Here is a 19,794-nt window from a genome sequence, read left to right as displayed (position 1 = left end):
TTACAGGTTAAATATTTTGTTTATTAATGTTATTTCTTATTTTATTTCAAACCCAACTGCGCTTTATCTCGCAGTTGGGCTTTTTAGTCTTTGTATTGGTAGCTTTTTAAACGTTGTCATTTACCGTACCCCTAAAATGATGGAACAGGAATGGCGTACAGATTGCCAGCTGTTTTTGCATCCAGACCAGCCCATCATTGATGAGAACAAAATTACTTTAAGCAAACCAGTTTCCACCTGCCCGAAATGTCAGACTCCTATTCGCTGGTATCAGAACATTCCGGTGATTAGCTGGATCTTATTACGTGGTAAATGTGGTAACTGTCAGAATCCAATCAGTATCCGCTATCCATTTATTGAACTTCTCACAGCTGCTTGTGCGCTGATAGTGGTGGCAGTATTTGGGCCTACCATACAGATGCTGTTTGGTCTGGTTTTTACCTATGTCCTGATTGCCCTCACCTTTATTGATTTCGATACCCAGTTATTACCCGATCGCTATACCTTGCCGCTGGCTGCACTCGGCCTGGGCATTAATAGTTATGCGATTTATACTACCCCTGATTCTGCCATCTGGGGCTATATCATTGGCTTCTTATGCTTGTGGGTGGTGTACTATCTGTTTAAGCTGGTGACCGGCAAGGAAGGTATGGGCTATGGAGATTTCAAATTACTAGCTGCCTTAGGTGCCTGGATGGGGCCTATGCTCCTACCACTCATTGTATTATTGTCATCATTGGTGGGCGCGATTATTGGGATTATCCTGCTTAAAGTCCGTAAAGAAAATCAGCCCTTTGCCTTTGGCCCTTATATTGCCATTGCCGGCTGGATTGCCTTTTTATGGGGTGAGCAGATCATGAAAATCTATTTAGGTCAGTAAAGTGAAATTTGTACTCGGTTTAACTGGTGGAATTGGTAGTGGCAAGTCTGCTGCCAGCCAATGGTTTGAAGCTCAAGGGATTGCTGTCGTAGATGCAGATATTGTCGCCCGTGAAGTCGTTGATATCGGTCAACCAGCCCTACAGCAAATTCGGGAAGCTTTCGGCGATTGGGTTTTACTCAAGGATGGTTCATTGAATCGCCGTGTTTTGCGCGAACATATTTTCCAGTCTCCAGAAGCACGAAAAATGCTGGAAAATATCACCCACCCTGCTATTCGCAATTCAATTATTCAACAGTTACATGCAGCACAAAGTCCTTATGCGATTTTAGTTTCTCCTTTATTGTTTGAAACAAATCAGCATGAACTAACACAACATACGTTATTAATTGATGCTGCTATTGAACTGCAAATTCAACGGGCTTCACAGCGCGATGGACAAAATGTAGAGCAAATTCAGAAGATCATTGCCGCACAAATGCCGCGTGAACAAAAGTGTGCCATGGCTGATGATATTGTACTGAATGATGGTGAGCTAGAACATCTCTATGCTCATCTCACACCATTACATGAAAAGTATCTTCAGATGGCTGCTCAAAATAATTAATCCAAACCTATTTAAAACTAAAATAAAAAGCAGCCTTGTTAGGACTGCTTTTTTTGTTGTTCCAGTTTTTGACTCAAGCTATCTTGATGCATCAGCCAGCGCCAAGGCTGTATGGCACCAATTGCCATACCTACCAAACCAGAAACAATCGCGAGACTTAAAGGTTCATCTAGAAGCGGCACAGCCAGTATGGCAGCAATAAATGGTGCGAGAGTCACGATACTGCCCGCTTTAAATGCACCTAAACGCTTAATCGCTTCCACATAAGTTAGTGTCGCTACAATCACCACAAAAACACCGTGAAAGAGTACCTGGGAAGCCATTTGCCAAGGTTCAGCAGCATCCAGATGTTTGGGGAAGAATAGCAGATAAATTGGCACATAAACGATAGCTGACCAGATCGCTACACTGGCCATAGAATGCCAGGCAGATAGCTTCCATTGACGTAGCAGTACAGTGAATACACCCCACCACATTGCACTGATGAAAAATAGCAGATCGCCTAATCCCAAGGCCACACCGGACTCCCGGAACATCAGCCAACTCATACTGCCAATCGCAAGCAGCATAATCGCCATACTGATCCAAGTATGTCGGTCAAATCCCTGTTTAAATAACACAAAAGCAGCCACTGCGGTACAAAGTGGAATACAGCCATTTAGAAATACGGCAGCATGAGCTGCAGGTGCATAATGGAAAGCAGTATAAGCAGTCAGGCAATACCCTACCCCGCCAATCATGGCTAAGAGAAAGGATTCCTTACTCCACAAAAAGGCTGTGTCCTTTTTATAAATCAGGACTGGCATCAGAATCAGAAAAGCCAATAGAAAACGTAATCCCACCAGATCCCAAGCACTAATCCCCCACTGGGCACTTAAGCGCGTGCTTAAGGTAAAACCTCCCCAAATACACATGGTAATTAAGACAAAGGCATAACCTTGCGTTCGGGGAGACATAGACTTCTTCTTTAACAGTATTTAGGTAAATAATAAAAAGGACTTAAGCTTGACGCTGACGACAGGCTTCATAAAGAGCCATCCCTGTTGCCACGCTCACATTCAGACTTTGCAGATTTCCTGCCATCGGAATATAAACCGTCTGATCACATTGGCTTTGGGTAATTGGACGCAAACCGGTATCTTCCGCACCCATCACCACGCATACACCTGTACCAGTAAAATCAAATTTCTGGATAGGTAAAGCTTTTTCATCCAGCATCGTACCAACCACACGTACATTAAATTCATCTTTGATTTGACCCAAAGTACGCGCCAGATTGGTCACCTGAATAAACTTCACTTTTTCTGCACCACCTGCTGCCACTTTACGTGCAGTCGGCGTCAGGCTTGCTGAACGGTCACGCGGTACAATCACAGCCGCTATACCCATCGCTGCGGCAGTACGAATACAAGCACCCAGGTTATGTGGATCCGTTACCTGATCGAGTGCTAATAGAAGTACTTGAGAATCTTGCTTCAATAGATCTTCCAGATCCTTTTCATTTAAGGTTGGATGCGGGCGAACTGCCGCTACAACGCCTTGATGAAAAGGCAAACCAGCCAGTTTTTCCAGCTTGTCACGACTAGCCTGCTGGACACTAATGCCAAAAGGCTCAGCCAATTCCAGCACACGTTTCAGGCGCTGATCATCACGGCCTTTCAGGGTAAAAAGAGTCAAGACACGTTCAGGCTCAAGCTCCAGCAGTGATTCTACTGAATGGACGCCATAATAATACTCAGGTTTAGCCATGAACGACCTCGAAAATAAATTGGGAAATAGGCAGCAAAAGAAAAATCCTGCAAAGCCAACTTCACAGGATTCTGTATTAAGCTTAGTTTAACCGATTCAGAACAAAATTTCTTGATCGGTTACAGCTCATCTGTAGGTCTGTTTAGCCTTCAAAATGGCAAACATAGTCCAGCACATCATCAGTTTCAATTTTGAAACGGCTATTGCCTGGCACATAGAAAGACTGACCAGCACGGAACAGTTCTTTTTCTTCGCTGTCAGCGATTTGCACACGGCATTCACCTGAGATGATTTCCATACGCTCAGGCACATGTGTTTCAAAAGTTAATGCATTTTCTGAAGGTAAAATTACCCCTAAGGTTTTTTTAGTGCCATCTTCAAATTGCACCACATGGCTGATGCATAACCCGCCAAAATACACATTCGATTTTTTAAGTACTGATACATGATCAAACTGAGCTGACATGCCATTTCTCCAGATAAAGCATTTTGTAATATTTTGATTGCTGTAGTTTAAATGTGCACCCGCAACTAATCAATCGAAGTTTATCGGACTTGAATGAATTTATTGGGTGCCCCTGCTTGCCTTGATTCCAGCCTGTTTGAGTGATTTCGGCAGATCCTGGAAAATGCCGTGATTTTTCTCGCCATTTATAAGCAAAATATATTCCGACCTGATTTAATTTAAATTTCAAGCATGTCAGAAAAATGAAAATATCTTTTGTAACTTCAGTGGCCTAATCTTGGTTCTTGTGACACAACATTCAAATAAGCGTGTATTAATCCCTGAAATTTAAGATAGAATGAAATCGATTTATCCTGATTTATAATAACAGCCGCGTTGCTAGACTGAAGCAACTGACATGCTATTTCATTCAAACTTTTCGCAGCCCGGATGCGTTTATGCTGACACATTTAACTCTGATCAATTTTGCTTTGGCCGAGCATCTTGCTATTGATATTGATAAAGGTTTTAACGTTCTTACTGGTGAAACCGGTGCAGGTAAATCCCTGTTACTGGATGCTCTATCTGCTTGCCTGGGTGAACGAACCGATACCAATTATGTGCGTTATGGCACCGAAAAAGCCGATGTAACCGCGACCTTTAGCTATCAGGAAGACAGCCCTGAAGCAGGCTGGTTAAAAGAGCATGAACTCGATGATGAGTCGGGGGAGATTCATTTACGCCGGGTGATCTTTGCCACTGGCCGCAGTAAGGCCTGGATCAATGGTCGTCCCAGTAGTCTGTCTGAACTGAAAGAAATTGGCCGACTACTGGTTCAGCTTTATAGCCAGCATAGTCAGCAGCAACTTCTAGAACCACCTTATCCCAAACACTGGCTGGATCGCTATAGCAATTTTTATGCACCAGCTCAGGAAGTACGTGACGCTTATAGCACCTGGCATAAAAATATTCGCCAGCATCAGGCCGCGCTGGATGCACAAGCAACCCGTAAGCAACGTATGGAAACTCTGGAGCTGCAACTTGAAGAACTGGAAGAAGTCGTCCAGACGGATTATCAGGAAATTGAGCAGGAATTTGACCGCCTTTCACATCATGAAGCCATCATGCAGGATTGTGTCTATAGCCTGAATGGCCTGGATGAAGGTGAACAGAATATTTCGCAGGAACTGGCTTCAATCTTGCGCCGCATGGAATCGCATGCCGGTCGTAGCGAACAGCTTTCCCAGATTTATACCTCTTTACTGAATGCCCAAAGCGAACTCGAAGATGCAACGGCAACCTTACGTCAGTTTATGGATCGGCAAAGCTTTGATCCAGAGCGTATGGAAGAACTGAATTCCAAACTGGAAGTGTTTCACCGTTTAGCACGCAAATACCGCACCCAGCCAGAATTGCTGAAAGAAGAATATGAGGCCTGGCAGACTGAACTTGAACAATTGCATCAGCTAGAAGACCCGGAAACTCTGGCTGAACAGGTCGAGGTCTCTTATCAGGAGTTTCTAAGCAAAGCTCAACATCTGGACCAGATTCGCCGTGATGCAGCCGAACCGCTGGCGAAAAAACTGACCGAACAGGTGAAACAGCTTGCCCTACCTGAAGCGCATTTTGAATTTAAATTTGAGCCTTTGGAACATCCATCAAGTGAAGGTTTGAGTTTTATTCAGCTTCTGTTTACTGCCAACAAGGGCATACCAGCACAACCTCTGGCACGCGTGGCTTCAGGCGGTGAATTATCCCGTATCGCCTTGGTGATGCAGGTGATGAATGCAGAAAAAACCGAAGCTGAAGTATTGGTCTTTGATGAAATCGACGTCGGGATCAGTGGCGGAACTGCGGAAATCGTGGGTCGCTTATTGGCTGATCTGGCACAGCATGTACAAATTCTTTGTATTACCCATCAGGCGCAGGTGGCTGCACAGTCCGACCAGCATTTATTAGTGAAAAAACGCCAGACTGATCCGGCCAGCAGTACCATTATTAATTTGGAAGAAATTGAAATTGTACAGGAACTTGCACGTATGACGGGTGGCGTGGAAATTAATGAAACCACCTTGCAGCATGCACGTCAGTTAAGACAGTTAAAGTTTCAGCAAGCATAAATCATGCTTAATAAAAATCCCTGACTAGTGCAGGGATTTTTTATTAACAGCTTTTAGTTTAAAACAACTTATAAAAAATTAATAAAAAATAAAGCACTCCGCTTTAAATATAAAATTTAATATTTTCTTCTATTTAATTATTTAGTTTGATTATTAAACAATTAAAAATATATAAACTTATTCCTTCTTAAATTTATTTTATATTCTTAGTCGATAATAAATAAGCCCGAGAATTTACCATTCAATAAAATAAAACTAATTTTATTGATTTATTGAAAAAATAAAAAAAATACCTATTTGTAGTTTTTTTATACCCAGTATCTACAAAGCTAAGTTGTCAGTGATACATTTTTGTGGGATAAGTAAATAAAGGAATAGACAATTTGCAAATTGAAAATCCAGTCTTTTGCCCTGATAAATCATCTACCACGATCACAAACGATATAGACTTTTGGAGAGCCGCTCAGGTGACTAAACAATATCTGACTCATCGTTGTCTGATTGCGCCACCCCATGCAAGTGACGATTTTTTTGCCCATACGGTCATTTATCTGGCTCGTCATGATGAAGATGGTGCTCAAGGGATTATTATTAACCGCCCTGCTGGCATTCAAATTAAAGAATTGCTGAATGATCTGGACATTGAGGCGGATAATGTCAATCCCCATGAAGTGTTGCAAGGTGGACCTTTGCGACCAGAGGCCGGTTTTGTCCTGCATACCGGTCAGCCGACCTGGCATTCTTCTATTGCTGTGGGTGAAAATGTTTGTATTACCACATCTAAAGATATTCTGGATGCGATTGCGCATAATGAAGGTGTAGGCCGCTATCAGATCGCCTTGGGTTATGCGAGCTGGGGCAAACATCAGCTTGAAGAAGAGATTGCCCGGGGTGACTGGCTGATCTGTGAATCCGATATGGACCTGATTTTTAACTTACCTTATAACGACCGCTGGGATGCTGCCTATAAAAAAATGGGCGTAGACCGAACCTGGTTATCTTCCGAGATTGGACATGCCTGATGTAAACGCGCCAAACACCATTATGGCGTTTGATTTTGGTACACAGAAAATGGGAATGGCAGTCGGCCAATCCCTGATTGAAAGTGCCAATCCCCTCCCTTTATTCCCCATGAAAGATGGTATCCCGAACTGGGATGAGTTACTGAAAATCGTAAAAAGCCATCAGCCAGGCTTATTTTTAGTTGGTCTGCCACTGAATATGGATGATAGTGAATCTGAACTGTCGACACGGGCACGTAAATTTGCCCGCCGTTTACGTCATCAGACCAATATTGAAACCTTGATGGTGGATGAACGCCTGACCACTCGTGAAGCACGGGATGAACTAGATCATTATCAGGCACAAGGTCGTGGCAAAAAATTGTCTGCGGACAGTATTGCTGCTGCCCTCTTGATTGAAAGCTGGTATAGGTATCCGGCTGGACTGCAACCTTAAATTTTTTAAATATTAGTAATAGCATCTTTCGAGATGCTATTTTTTTGAATTAAAGAATCCCTTTTTTAGCTCATTGGGATACTTTCAATCTAAAAACAATAGAGTGCCTTCATCAATCATTTTTTAATCATTCAACAATGAGCAAAGGAACTCCCTCATCCTCACTTTCTCCCTGAGAGAAGGAATTTTAAATACTAATGAACTAGTATTTTTTGTTTTATCAAAGATAATTTAATTAAGGAAAAAAATAACGAAAAGTCAGGTTAATTCTGGGTTCCAAAACCAGAGTGGTTTTCCGGATACAATGTTTCCAGTAATGTTGGGTCTGTCCACGCATTACAATCAATTGACCACTTTGTAAAAGCAGATCTACTGTTTTATTTTCTGTTTTATGTTTAAAACTCATCTTGCGGGTTGCCCCCAGACTGAGAGATGCAATCACATTTTCCTGTGACGTCCCTTGATATAAAGTCGCTTCATCATCACTATGCCAGCCCAGACCCTGCGAACCATCTTCATATAAATTGGCCAGACAGGAATTAAAGGAATGCCCGACCAATTTTTCAATATGCTGCTTTAACCGAAATAGCCCCGGTGTCCAGATATGAGCTTGTTTAAAACTTCCGGAATAATGATATTGATAATGTTCATCGCCATACCAGACGACTTTTCGCCCAGTAATATAATGCTTGCCAAATAAAGTGACTTCATCCGCTTGCCAGGCCAGATGAGCTAAAAAATGCTGTAAATATTGCTGGCTCTGCTGCTCATTTAAAATCTGGCCATAATCCTCTACCACCCCATCAAAGGGTAATAAATTCATTTGAGGTTCTGGCGCAAACAGGTCCAAAGTCATTTTAAAATCAGTCTAAAAATTTCAGTATCTTGCTGAAAAGATTGAGACTTATCCAGAGAAATTACAATCTAATTTCACAAATAAATACAACATTTACTCTTGTGAGTACCTTTATTCCTGCCTAGACTAAATTCAACTTTGACAATAAAAATAATTGCTTATGAATTTATGGCAGCTGTTTTTAAAACTTCGTCCCTTTGTCAGCCCTTATCGGCTCCTGGTGATTGCGACCCTCATTTTAACCCTGATCGGTTCCTTTACTGCTCAGGTCAATGCACTGACCCTGCAATATGCAGTCGATAGCATCAATGCACTGCTGGAACAAGGACAGGGACTGGATGAAGGCTGGCATATTCTGATCACTATTTCTGCCATTTTACTTGGTAAAGAGGTGGTGAATGCGCTGGTCCAGTTTGGGCAGAAGTTTTATGGAGAAAAGCTGCGGATTTTTATTTCCCAAGATCTGGCTCAAGGCATTATTGAAAAGTTTTTAAAATACCGGCTGGCATTTTTTAATCAGGATAATAATCAGGCTGGAAAATTACAGACCCGGATTGACCGCGGAATTGGCTCCCTCACCCGATTGGTACAGATCTTTTTCATTGATATTTTTCCTCTATTTACCAGTGCAATTGTCGCGCTCGGATTGATGTACTATGCCAATTTTTATGTCGGACTGGTCGCCACAGCGATTGTACCGATCTACTTCTGGCTCACCTATAAACAGGCACAAAAACTCGGTGGATGGCGTCGTAGTCTGAGAGATGGCCGGGAAAAAAAGAGCCAAGGTATTCTCAGCATCATCAATTCAATTACGGTTATCAAATCCTTTAACCGAGAATCGATTGAATCAGACAAGCAGCTGAGCTTGCAGCGTGAACTGACCGATAACCAGATGAAAACCCGGCAGACCAGCTTCCTATTTGATGGTCTGAAAACCTTTATTGAACAGATCGGCATAGTGCTGATTATTATTCTGACCTCCTATTTTGTACTCGATGGCCAGATGAGTATCGGCATGATCATGTACCATGTGCTGCTCTTTAATAACGTCTCTGCCCCGATTCGCTCGCTGCACCGGATTTATGATGAAGTGAATGATGCCATGATCTATTCAGAAAGCTTCTTTAATATTCTGGAAGCGGATGCTGAAATTGAACAGAGTGGCCAGCAAAAACCACCTGTCCAAGGCCGATTTGAGCTAAGTGGCGTGAATTTTTATTATCCGAATGCGCATCATGCTTTAAAAGATATCAATATGGAAATCCGCCCCAATACCATTACCGCACTGGTAGGGTTATCGGGAGCCGGAAAATCAACTTTGATCAGTCTGCTAGATAAATTTTATGAACCACAGGAAGGTCAGATCAAACTAGATGGGATTGATTTAAAAGATTATGACACTCAATATTTGCGTGATCATATCGGATTGGTGCTACAGAAAAACCATATTTTCCAGGGTACAATTTTTGACAATATCCGTTATGGCAAAACCAATGCCCGTATGGATGAAGTGATTGCTGCTGCTCAAAAAGCCTCAATTCATGAACAGATTTTACAGCTACCGGATGGTTATGATTCCGATGCCCTGCAACTGTCCGGCGGTCAGCAACAGCGAATTGCCATCGCACGGATGTTCCTGAAAAACCCGCCGATTATTTTTCTGGACGAGCCGACGGCGAGTCTGGATGCCATTGCGACAGAACAGATCAAACAAAGTCTGGATCAGATCAAGCAAGGCCGTACCGTGATTATTATTTCGCATAGCCTGTCTCAAATTATTGATGCAGACTATACCTATGTGATGAAAGAAGGTTGTATTGCCGAACACGGTGAACATGACGCGCTTTATCATCAGGACGGCGTATATAAGGAAATTTTCGATGCAATGGCCAAGAGCCTGAATATTGAAAAAATTGCCAAGACTTTTGAAGATGATGCAGAGGAAGAAACGCATAGTTAGCTCTTCATTAGACTATCCCTAAAAAAGAAAAGCGGTCTTTAATGACCGCTTAAAATCAAGATTTATCATCCAGTATTAAAACCGCATAATCCATTCACCTTTGATATAACGATAATCGTAATTCGGACCATAGAACGAAGCACTGCGGTTATATCCGGCATTCATCCGCAGAAATTGCGAGCCACGAACAGGACTTTGTAGGTTAAGTTCGAATAGCCGGGTAGACTGGCTCGGATCCTGATTAATTTTTTCTCGACCCAAGCCTGCAGTTAAGCCTGCAGACCAGCCAGCGAAGCGCTGACGCCAACCAAGAGCGAGCATCGATTCTTGATAATCTTCTGGGTTGAAGTACTCTCTACCCACATTAAAATACTAGGATGTTTAATGAATACCTCAATCATGCCACGAGCCCAACGCTGACGCTGTTTAACAAACACTTTAAGCGTCGTCGGTGCATTGGTAAACAGGCAGGCATCCTCACAATGGCCAATCCGATAACCTGCATTTAACAAGGCCCAGGTCAGTACAATATCTTCACCTACACATTCAGGCCAGCCGCCGACTTCAATCAGGGCATTACGGTCATAAATAGAGAAAGCACCTTGCGCTACCAGAGTTCCCTGATAAAGAGATTGCAGGCGTTTGGTTGCCGAGATACCCAGAAAATAATCCCATTCCTGAGTTTTGGTCAGCAGATTGGTACGCGAATTACGTACCAGAATTTTACCTGCAACCGCACGTGTATTTGGAGGATCTGCCACATAGCGCTCAACAATATTAATCAGAGCAATACGATGGAGATAAGAATCCGCATCGACGGTAATCACCAGATCATGTTCGGCAAGTTTCAGGCCTTCATTTAAGGCATGCGCCTTCCCTGCATTTTGCTTTAAATCTAGTAAAGTCAGCCAGGGAAATCTTGATTCTGCTTTGCGGACAATCTCTGCGGTTTCATCCTGAGAACCATCATTAATCACAATAACCTGTAATTTTCCCGGATATTTTTGCTGGTTAATACTGACCAAAGTGTCTTCAATTGACGCGGCTTCATTGTAAGCAGCCACCAACATGGTAATCCCTGGATAAACTGCTAATGGCTGGCGTTTAGGGCGTCTGTCCATCATCAGGCTGAATGCCGCAAATGAGTTCATAAATCCTGGAATAATGGCAATACCATAGATCAGGAAAATAGCCCAAAAATAACCGATATAGCTGCTCAAATCATGCAACCAGTCCTGAGCAATCCAGATGGAAAATACGGTCCAAAAACACGCACCCATTAACGCGATCACAAACTTTAACTGCACAGAAAAATAAATTCGGGAAGCTTCTCTTTGACTTTCATCAATGATCATGAATTTTCTCTTAAATATATAATTTCACTGAGTAAATTAATGCAGGGTTAGGTTTAGACCAGAAGTATGTGACTGATAACAAAAGAGCTTCGTTTTTCTTTCTTATCTATAGGTTTGATGAGCACATGAAAAAATCTTTTCACTTTCTGAAAATGATTCCATTTTCATAAATCAACCCGCATTTTGCTAAGTTATATACAACTTTTGTATGTTTTTTGATAAATAGTTCACATTTCTTTTAATTAAATTTATAAAGCTTATTAGTAATTGTTATTTATGTGATTTTTCTCATAGCAATATTAGGGAACACCTATCCTGTCTAGCTTTCACAATATCAAGAACATATTTTTGAAATAAAAAAACCTACATAATGCAGGCTTTTTACTATTATTTAGTTTTAATTAACGTTGAAATTTTTGCTCAATTTCTTCGACACTGCTATGCCGTACATCCAGGCCCTTGACCATATAAATGACCTGTTCCGAAATATTACGTGCATGATCTCCAATGCGTTCCAGCGAACGTAGTACCCAAAGTACATTAATCACCCGACTAATATGCCGTGGATCTTCAATCATATAGGTCATTAAAGTACGGGTAGCGGACTGATATTCCCGGTCAATGTCGGCATCGGCCTGCATCACGCGCAGCGCTTGGTCTACATCCAGACGAGCAAAGGCATCCAATGCATCATGAATCATCACTCGAACTTGGTTACCAATATGTCGGGTTTCCATATAACCGCGTGGTGAACCACCCTCTTCACACAAAGTCTGGGCAATACGGGCAATTTTCGATGCTTCATCTCCAATCCGTTCCAGATCGGTATTGGCCTTGGACATGGCAAGCACCATGCGCAGATCAATAGCAGCAGGATGACGGCGAGCCAAAATCAGGGTGAGTGCCTCATCAATTTCACCTTCCAGGCGGTTCACAATATTGTCCTGAAACTGCACATCGACCGCCATGGCAGCATCTGTATCCAGCAGCGCATGAATGGCATTGGCTACCTGCTGTTCTACCATGCCACCCATGGTCATGAACTTGGTATTTACATCCTGCAATTCTTCATTGAATTGCGAAGAAATATGATGACTGAGCACAGGATTATTGGGACTCAAGGAAATCTACTCCAGAACAGGAAAAGGCAAGAACACATCATGAAATGTCATTAAAGCATGACCATCATGAAAGTTTGATGACAACTCATTAGTCGTCTTTAAGAACGGTCATATTCAATGAGCCAGGCATTCATCTCTGCCAGTTCCTTTTCTGTCAATTGTCCTACTGAAGCCTGTAATTGCAGTACATGCAGCAAATAATCATATTTGGCATTCAGATAGTCAGTCTTGGCAGAGAAGGCATTACGCTGCGCCAGCAATACATCCACCATGGTTTTTAAACCTTCCTGATATTGAGCTCTGGAAGCTTGAGAAACGATATCTGAAGACTGCATCGCTGCTTTACGTGCATTCAGCTTGGCCTCATCCGTTTCTACCTGCAGATAAGACTGTTTGACATCGGTGTTGGCTTTGCGGATTGCGGCATCCAGTTGGGCTTCACTTCGCTGCACATTTACGCCGGCCTGACGAATACTTTTTTGGGTTCGGCCCCCGGTAAACAGGTTCCAGTTGACCTCGACGCCAATCTGGTCAAAATCACCATTGGTTGATAACACTGTTTCAGGAGTCTGCTTTAAATAGCCATAGGTTCCGACGGCTTCAACCTGAGGATAGAGAGCCGCCTGCTCTACCCGCTTGGCATCTTCAGAATAGCGTTTCTGCAAACGGGCCTGTAGAATTTCCAGATTCTGGTTTTGTGCCAGTTCGGTCCAGGAACCGATATTACTCGGAACAGGTTTCTGGAACTGGAAATCCTCACGCAGAACCGCCAGATTTTCCTGATAAGGTCCAATCAGCTGTGCCAACTGTTCCTGAGCTAGAACCAACTGCACCTGTGTAGAAATTCGGTTGGCCTGAGCACTCTGATATTGGGCATTGGCTTCACTGACATCACTTCTCGCTACGAGCCCTTCTCGAAGTTTGGCATTCATCATCCTTAACTGTTCTGATAAAGCCTGCTCTTCCTGTAAATAAGCTGTGGTTAAAGACTGCTGACGTAAAACATTAAAATAGGCTTCTGCCACCTGCAAAATATGCTGCTGCTTTTGCAGACGTAAATTAACTTCACTGAGTTCTACCGAGGTTTTGACCTGCTTATAACCCTGCCAGGCATCCCAGCGGAATAAAGGCTGACGTGCAGTGACTGCAATCTGACGCGTGGTCGTACTCGAACCTTGTAGTTCCCCAAATTCGGCAGGCAAACCTTCTATCGATGAATTATCAGCAGACTGGTTTTTACGGGTTACATTTCCAGATAAAGTCACAGTCGGCAATAAATTTCCGCTGGCAATGCCCAGATTGAGCTGGTCCGACTGGTATTGCAACAGATTCGCCTGCCAGTTCGGATCATTCTGCTGGGCACGCTGATAAGCTTCAAGCAGATCCAGCGCAAACAGTGTCGGACTGACACCCAATAAACAGGCACTGACGATGAGTTTTAATTTCATTTTATAGTTTTCACCCCTACAGCCATTTCAATCATCAGATTAAGGCGCTTTAAACCCAGCAATACTAAAGATTTCTTTTGATTTTTTACGTATGACTTTTATTAATTTTCTCTTATAGATCCACGATTTTATTCAATATTCCTCCTATTTTCCCCTTCCTGCATCCTAGCTTAACAAAGCCATTCACAATACTACACATAGAACTTGAATTAGATCTATACAATATAGCTCCCAGTAAGGCAGTTATTTCTGATTTCATCTATATAGAGTCCTGAAGCATAGTGTTAACGCGAATTCATTCGATATTCAAAGTTTGTTTTGTTTTCAGCAGTTTGCTGTTCGTAGGCGGATGCCAGCAATCCTCAGAACCGCAAGTTGAAATGGAACAGGCCGAGGTTAAAACCGTTCAATCTCCCGCGAACGATTTCACCCTCATGTGTGAAAATATTGAAAAAAACATGTCCCAGATTAATGAACAGCGCACCACTTTTGCACTGGAACAGATTAATCAGGACCTTAAAGTGTGTCTGCCGCTCATGGAACTGGCCGAGCAGAAACACCTGATGCAGCGTTCCACAGAAATGTATCAACGCTTCCTGCATGTGGAACGTACCGAATTCCAACAACGTGCTTTCGAGCAATATGCTCTGGATATGGCTCAGCATCCTACTATTCAGCAAAGCCACTTTGAACAGTTGACCACACGCGACCAGTATTTATTGAAGCATAAAGGTCAGGCCTATGTAGAACTCTTAGATCAGGGCAATGGCACGCTACAATATCGTCGTAGTCCGGAATATCTGGTACGTATCTTTGCGCCGTATTTACCAGCTGCCGAAAAGGTATTTATTGAAAATCTGGCTGAGCAGAATATGGAACCGGTCTTGGTCGAAAAACGCTTACAGCTTGAAGCTGCCAATATTGCCGCTCGCGCTTTATTCTGGGAAGATTATCTGCAAACTTATCCGAAAAGTAGCTATCAGCGCGATGCCGAATATCTGCTGAAACAATATACTTATTTCCTGTTCAGAGGCAGCGAGCAATCGCCAATCTCTGAGGATTATCGTGACCGTTATTCAGTAGAAACCAGCCATCTGGAAACTATTATTGGTCTAGCGCGTGGTCAGAAATCCAAGTTATCGACACAGGCGCAATTATTTTTAGAGTTTCTGGACATGAATCCTGAACAGCGTCAGCGTGCCTTAGCTGCGGAATATCGTGACCGTTCCAGCACTGAACAGATTTTATATTATGCTCAAGTCACCCCACCCTCACAGAACTATGGTAAAGACTGCTTTAAAGATGCCATCTGTCTTTAAAACAATCTTTTCTTAAAAATCGATGAGATAGCCAAAAATCATCAACCCCTCCCAATTTAAAGCTACTTTTTGAATACCAACTAAGCTAAGATTTAGCCTCGCTTGACGGAGCGCGAGTAATAACTCGCTGAGATCACTTAAATCAGCCTTTTCGGCCATTTGATAGTGAGTACCGTTGAACCTGATCAGGTTAATACCTGCGTAGGAATCAAGCCATCTAAAAACGACTACCCTTGTTTTATCTACTCCCAGATAATTCTGTCCACGTTTTTGGTCGTGCTTGATTCGTTGATGTCATTCATAAGGATCATTGCAATGAGCCAGTTAACGAATCTTTCTTCTGAAACTCCCCTTACTCCACACGAACAGGAAGCGCGTGATCTGACCCGCATTCTGCCAGCTTCCCGTAAAGTTTATCTGCAAGGCTCACGTCCTGATATTCAAGTGCCCATGCGGGAAATTTCTCTCAGCGAAACTCCGACTGGTCTGGGCGGTGAATATAATGCACCTTTGATGGTCTATGACACTTCAGGGGTTTATACCGATCCAAATGTTGAAATTGATCTGAATAAAGGCCTACCAAATCTGCGTGAAGGCTGGATTGAACAGCGTAATGACACAGAAATGCTGGATGATTTAAGTTCTGAGTTTGGTCGCCAACGTCTGCGTGATATCCGTACTGCCAATATCCGCTTTGCCCATATTCAGAAACCACGCCGGGCTAAACTTGGCCAGAATGTGACCCAGATGCACTATGCCAAACAGGGCATTATTACGCCGGAAATGGAATATATCGCGATTCGGGAAAACTTGCGTCAGCTGGAAGGGACCGATATGCGTCAGCATCCGGGACAGAATTTTGGTGCCAAAAATTTACAGGAAATCACCCCTGAATTTGTCCGTCAGGAAGTCGCTGCAGGCCGTGCCATTATTCCTGCCAATATCAATCACCCTGAACTGGAACCAATGATTATTGGTCGCAATTTCCTGGTCAAGATTAATGCCAATATCGGGAACTCCGCACTAGGTTCAAGTATTGAAGAAGAAGTGTCAAAAATGACCTGGGCGACCCGCTGGGGTGCCGACACTATTATGGATCTGTCGACTGGTCAGAATATTCATGAAACCCGTGAATGGATTATCCGTAACTCTCCAGTGCCAATCGGTACCGTACCAATTTATCAGGCACTGGAAAAAGTCAACGGTGTAGCTGAAGACCTGACTTGGGAAATCTTTAAAGATACCTTGATTGAACAGGCTGAACAGGGCGTGGATTACTTCACGATTCATGCCGGTGTGTTATTGCGTTATGTACCACTGACCGCGAATCGTCTGACTGGTATTGTGTCACGTGGTGGTTCGATCATGGCACAGTGGTGTCTGGCACATCATCAGGAAAACTTCCTCTATACTCATTTCGATGAAATTTGTGAAATCATGAAAGCCTATGATGTGTCTTTCAGTCTTGGGGATGGCTTACGTCCGGGCTGTATTCAAGATGCCAATGACGAAGCACAATTTGCTGAACTGCGCACTTTGGGTGAACTAACGCATCGTGCCTGGGAACATGATGTACAGGTAATGATCGAAGGTCCGGGGCATGTACCGATGCATATGATTAAGGAAAATATGGATCTGCAGCTGGAAGTCTGTAAGGAAGCGCCTTTTTATACTCTTGGGCCGTTAACCACAGATATCGCACCGGGTTATGACCACATTACTTCGGCGATAGGTGCCGCGATGATTGGCTGGTACGGTACGGCAATGCTTTGCTACGTGACACCGAAAGAACATTTAGGCTTGCCGAACAAGAAAGATGTGAAAGACGGCATCATTACCTACAAGATTGCCGCACATGCTGCTGATCTGGCCAAAGGTCATCCGGGAGCACAAGCGCGTGACAATGCCCTGTCCAAAGCCCGCTTTGAATTCCGTTGGGAAGATCAGTTTAACTTGAGTCTAGATCCGGACACAGCACGCAGCATGCATGATGAAACCATGCCCAAAGCGGCACATAAATCGGCTCACTTCTGCTCAATGTGCGGACCAAAGTTCTGTTCAATGAAAATCACCCAGAATGTGCGGGATTATGCCAGCCAGTTATCTGCTGATGAAACCCCGGCTGTAACGCAGGCAGAGATTGAAGCCGGCCTCAACCAGATGAAAAACGATTTCCACAGCTCTGGTCAAAAATTGTACCACAAGGTGTAAAACCGTAAAAAAAACAGTTGTTTTCATAAAAATCTCAGATAGGATGAAAAAAATAAGTTATTTCATCCTTTTCTGAGTTATGAATATTATTAAACAAGCCTCTTATAATAAAAAAGATTTTAGGATAGAGGCCCGTGAGTTTTTATATCGGGGATTTATTCAGGTGGAAAAAGTCACGTTACGTCATCGTGTCTTCCATCAGGAATCTTATACACCTGCATTGCAGCGTGAGCTCATCCATCGTCCTGAAGCCGCTGGGGTACTGCTGTATAACGATCAACAGCAAAAATTCGGCTTGATTGAACAGTTCCGTATTGGCGGACTGGATGATCAGGATACGCCATGGCAACTAGAAGTCATTGCCGGTGTACTGGATGGCGATGAAACGCCTGAGACCTGTATTCGCCGCGAAGCTTTCGAAGAGTCAGGCTGCACTGTTGATTCCTTACAGCATCTTTTCAGTTTCTACCCTTCTGCCGGTGCCTGCTCGGAACTGTTTCATCTTTATGTCGCCCAGACTGAACTGCCTGAAAAAGGCGGTATTTTTGGTATGCCGGATGAAGGGGAAAATATCCAGCTGCACATTCTGGATTATGCCGATATTCCGACCTTGCTGAGTAATGGTCGCCTTAGAAATGCACCTGTGATTATGGCCTTACAATGGCTACAACAGCATCAACAGGCTGTCCCGTCAGGTTTAAGGGGGCAGACATGACATCGGAAAAATTCAATCCTGCATCGACACAAGAATGGACCATTATCCAGATTTCTGACACCCATTTGATGGATCAGCCCAATCTGGAATTCGCGAATATGAATCCGGAGCAGAGCTTCCATGAAGTCATGCAGCATATTCAGCACAATTTTCCAGAAATGGATGCACTCGTACATACCGGTGATCTGGCACAGGTGCCGATCGCAGAAACCTATACACGTTATTTAAAATATATCCAGTCCTGTCAGGTGCCTTATTACCAGATTCCGGGCAATCATGATGACATTAAGGTCTTCCCTTTTTATCAGGATCGAGATCAGGCACATGCCATCCATTTTGGCAGCTGGACCCTGATTTTACTAAATAGTGCAGTCCAGGATCGGATAGATGGTTGGGTAGAACAGGATCAACTGCAACAGCTGGACCAATTATTGCTTGAATATCATAATCAGCATGTGATCGTAGCTTGCCATCATCATCCTTTTGCGATGAAGTCACACTGGATTGACCAGCACCGGCTAAAGAATGCTGAAGACCTGAAAGATGTACTGGCCCGGCACCAGAATGTGAAGCTGGTTCTGTTTGGTCATGTGCATCAGGATTCCTGCAATGAATGGCACGGTATCCAGTTTTTATCGACGCCATCGACCAGCGTACAGTTCAAACCCAAGAGTGATGAATTCGCGCTAGACCAGGCGGCACCTGGCTATCGTGTATTACATTTGAAACAAAATGGGGAGTTCGATACACATATCGAACGTGTGACCTTAAGCCAGCAAAATATTAATACCGAAATTTCAGGTTATTAACTTTGCATTTTATTTTTTTTGAATTACTTTATTGCAACCAAAGGAAATGTGATATCTATAATCCAGACATCAAAGACTATCAAAAAGCATAAAAAGTCTATATGATGACGACCCCCGTAGGAGGATAATCTTTCTACAGGGTGGATAAAAATTGCATATCACCATATTTTTTGCGTATTAACATACGCATATGATGAGGAATGCCCTAAATGGCGAATGACAACCAAAATCAAGTCTTAGACGAACAAACTGATGTTGTAGAGGAAAAACCTACAAAACGTGTGCGCAAATCTAAGCCGAAAACGACTGAGGGTGGTTCTACTGCTAGCTTATTTGGTATTGAACCTTATCAACCTAAAAAAAATGAAGAATACATGTCTGAAGGGCAGCTTGAACACTTCCGCCAAATCTTGATGGCATGGAAAGCTGAACTGATGTCAGAAGTTGATCGTACTTTAAATACGATGCAAGACGAAAACACTGCACTCCCTGATGTAAACGACCGTGCGACTCAGGAAGAAGAATTTGCCATCGAACTTCGTACTCGTGACCGTGAACGTAAACTGATCCGCAAAATCGAGCAATCTATCGAAGCGATTAAAAACGATGACTACGGTTTCTGTGAAACTTGTGGTATCGAAATTGGTCTGCGCCGTCTGGAAGCACGTCCAACTGCAACGTTATGTATCGACTGCAAGACTTTGGCAGAGATCAAAGAGAAGCAAAATAACGGTTAAG

The 19,794-nt window shown here is 43.2% G+C and carries 19 protein-coding genes and 1 riboswitch; of the genes, 11 read left to right on the top strand and 8 right to left on the bottom strand.

Annotated features, from left to right (window positions below):
* Positions 1–16: 16 nt before the first annotated feature.
* Positions 17–880: an A24 family peptidase gene (locus FTV13_RS06105; protein WP_218946452.1), complete on the top strand. Its 864-nt coding sequence runs from the start codon at positions 17–19 to the stop codon at positions 878–880.
* A gap of 1 nt (position 881) precedes the next feature.
* Positions 882–1,487, top strand: a complete 606-nt coding sequence (gene coaE, locus FTV13_RS06100) for a dephospho-CoA kinase (RefSeq protein WP_179992194.1) — start codon at positions 882–884, stop codon at positions 1,485–1,487.
* 38 nt (positions 1,488–1,525) lie between these two features.
* On the opposite strand, the gene FTV13_RS06095 is transcribed toward coaE, so the two are convergent.
* The 3 genes from FTV13_RS06095 to FTV13_RS06085 all read right to left on the bottom strand — a co-directional run bounded on the left by FTV13_RS06095 (position 1,526) and on the right by FTV13_RS06085 (position 3,702).
* Positions 1,526–2,443, bottom strand: coding sequence for a DMT family transporter (locus FTV13_RS06095; protein WP_159122718.1), 918 nt, complete (start codon positions 2,441–2,443; stop codon positions 1,526–1,528).
* 43 nt (positions 2,444–2,486) lie between these two features.
* Positions 2,487–3,236: a 23S rRNA (guanosine(2251)-2'-O)-methyltransferase RlmB gene (gene rlmB, locus FTV13_RS06090; protein ID WP_180011349.1), complete on the bottom strand. Its 750-nt coding sequence runs from the start codon at positions 3,234–3,236 to the stop codon at positions 2,487–2,489.
* A gap of 142 nt (positions 3,237–3,378) precedes the next feature.
* Positions 3,379–3,702: a pyrimidine/purine nucleoside phosphorylase gene (locus tag FTV13_RS06085; RefSeq protein ID WP_004787221.1), complete on the bottom strand. Its 324-nt coding sequence runs from the start codon at positions 3,700–3,702 to the stop codon at positions 3,379–3,381.
* 437 nt (positions 3,703–4,139) lie between these two features.
* Between FTV13_RS06085 and recN the strand changes: the two genes are divergently transcribed.
* From recN to ruvX, 3 genes are all read left to right on the top strand, one after another.
* Positions 4,140–5,801, top strand: a complete 1,662-nt coding sequence (gene recN, locus FTV13_RS06080; protein ID WP_180011347.1) for a DNA repair protein RecN — start codon at positions 4,140–4,142, stop codon at positions 5,799–5,801.
* A 467-nt stretch (positions 5,802–6,268) separates the two neighbouring features.
* Entirely contained in the window at positions 6,269–6,823 is a 555-nt protein-coding gene (locus tag FTV13_RS06075) for a YqgE/AlgH family protein (RefSeq protein WP_004787233.1), read from the top strand.
* Complete coding sequence (gene ruvX / locus FTV13_RS06070; RefSeq protein WP_180011345.1) at positions 6,816–7,259, top strand: Holliday junction resolvase RuvX; 444 nt, start codon at positions 6,816–6,818, stop codon at positions 7,257–7,259. Before FTV13_RS06075 ends, ruvX begins: the two co-directional genes overlap by 8 nt.
* Positions 7,260–7,494: 235 nt before the next feature.
* On the opposite strand, the gene FTV13_RS06065 is transcribed toward ruvX, so the two are convergent.
* Positions 7,495–8,115: an alpha-ketoglutarate-dependent dioxygenase AlkB gene (locus FTV13_RS06065; RefSeq protein WP_180011343.1), complete on the bottom strand. Its 621-nt coding sequence runs from the start codon at positions 8,113–8,115 to the stop codon at positions 7,495–7,497.
* Positions 8,116–8,275: 160 nt separating this feature from the next.
* On the opposite strand from FTV13_RS06065, the gene FTV13_RS06060 reads away from it, so the two are divergent.
* Positions 8,276–10,078 (top strand): ABC transporter ATP-binding protein, encoded by a 1,803-nt coding sequence (locus FTV13_RS06060; protein WP_180011341.1) that lies wholly within the window; start codon positions 8,276–8,278, stop codon positions 10,076–10,078.
* A gap of 75 nt (positions 10,079–10,153) precedes the next feature.
* On the opposite strand, the gene FTV13_RS06055 is transcribed toward FTV13_RS06060, so the two are convergent.
* The 4 genes from FTV13_RS06055 to FTV13_RS06040 form a co-directional block, all read right to left on the bottom strand.
* A complete protein-coding gene (locus FTV13_RS06055) occupies positions 10,154–10,399 on the bottom strand; it encodes a hypothetical protein (RefSeq protein WP_257218493.1) in 246 nt (81 codons plus the stop codon).
* A complete protein-coding gene (locus FTV13_RS06050; protein WP_257218492.1) occupies positions 10,348–11,433 on the bottom strand; it encodes a glycosyltransferase family 2 protein in 1,086 nt (361 codons plus the stop codon). The genes FTV13_RS06055 and FTV13_RS06050 overlap by 52 nt, the downstream gene beginning before the upstream one ends.
* A gap of 401 nt (positions 11,434–11,834) precedes the next feature.
* The gene (phoU, locus tag FTV13_RS06045; protein WP_034705351.1) at positions 11,835–12,554 is read right to left on the bottom strand and encodes a phosphate signaling complex protein PhoU; all 720 of its coding nucleotides are present in this window, start codon (positions 12,552–12,554) and stop codon (positions 11,835–11,837) included.
* Between the two features lie 98 nt (positions 12,555–12,652).
* Positions 12,653–14,002 carry a TolC family outer membrane protein gene (locus tag FTV13_RS06040; protein WP_034705354.1) on the bottom strand — a complete coding sequence of 450 codons (1,350 nt, stop codon included), beginning with the start codon at positions 14,000–14,002 and terminating at the stop codon, positions 12,653–12,655.
* A gap of 281 nt (positions 14,003–14,283) precedes the next feature.
* Between FTV13_RS06040 and FTV13_RS06035 the strand changes: the two genes are divergently transcribed.
* The 5 genes from FTV13_RS06035 (at position 14,284) to dksA (ending at position 19,793) form a co-directional block, all read left to right on the top strand.
* Complete coding sequence (locus tag FTV13_RS06035) at positions 14,284–15,321, top strand: hypothetical protein (RefSeq protein ID WP_179992200.1); 1,038 nt, start codon at positions 14,284–14,286, stop codon at positions 15,319–15,321.
* A 96-nt stretch (positions 15,322–15,417) separates the two neighbouring features.
* A riboswitch (TPP riboswitch) is annotated at positions 15,418–15,546 on the top strand.
* A 90-nt stretch (positions 15,547–15,636) separates the two neighbouring features.
* Positions 15,637–17,532, top strand: coding sequence for a phosphomethylpyrimidine synthase ThiC (gene thiC / locus FTV13_RS06030; RefSeq protein ID WP_179992201.1), 1,896 nt, complete (start codon positions 15,637–15,639; stop codon positions 17,530–17,532).
* 79 nt (positions 17,533–17,611) lie between these two features.
* Positions 17,612–18,247, top strand: a complete 636-nt coding sequence (locus FTV13_RS06025; protein WP_034169767.1) for an NUDIX domain-containing protein — start codon at positions 17,612–17,614, stop codon at positions 18,245–18,247.
* Complete coding sequence (locus tag FTV13_RS06020) at positions 18,244–19,056, top strand: metallophosphoesterase (RefSeq protein WP_180011340.1); 813 nt, start codon at positions 18,244–18,246, stop codon at positions 19,054–19,056. Before FTV13_RS06025 ends, FTV13_RS06020 begins: the two co-directional genes overlap by 4 nt.
* Positions 19,057–19,265: 209 nt before the next feature.
* Entirely contained in the window at positions 19,266–19,793 is a 528-nt protein-coding gene (dksA, locus tag FTV13_RS06015) for an RNA polymerase-binding protein DksA (RefSeq protein ID WP_004787252.1), read from the top strand.
* The last annotated feature ends 1 nt before the right edge of the window (position 19,794 follow it).

The organism is Acinetobacter sp. YH12235 (assembly GCF_013417705.1).
Classification (GTDB): Bacteria; Pseudomonadota; Gammaproteobacteria; order Pseudomonadales; family Moraxellaceae; genus Acinetobacter.
Note: the sequence above shows the minus strand (reverse complement) of the source record. Positions and strands in the feature narration are given on the sequence as shown.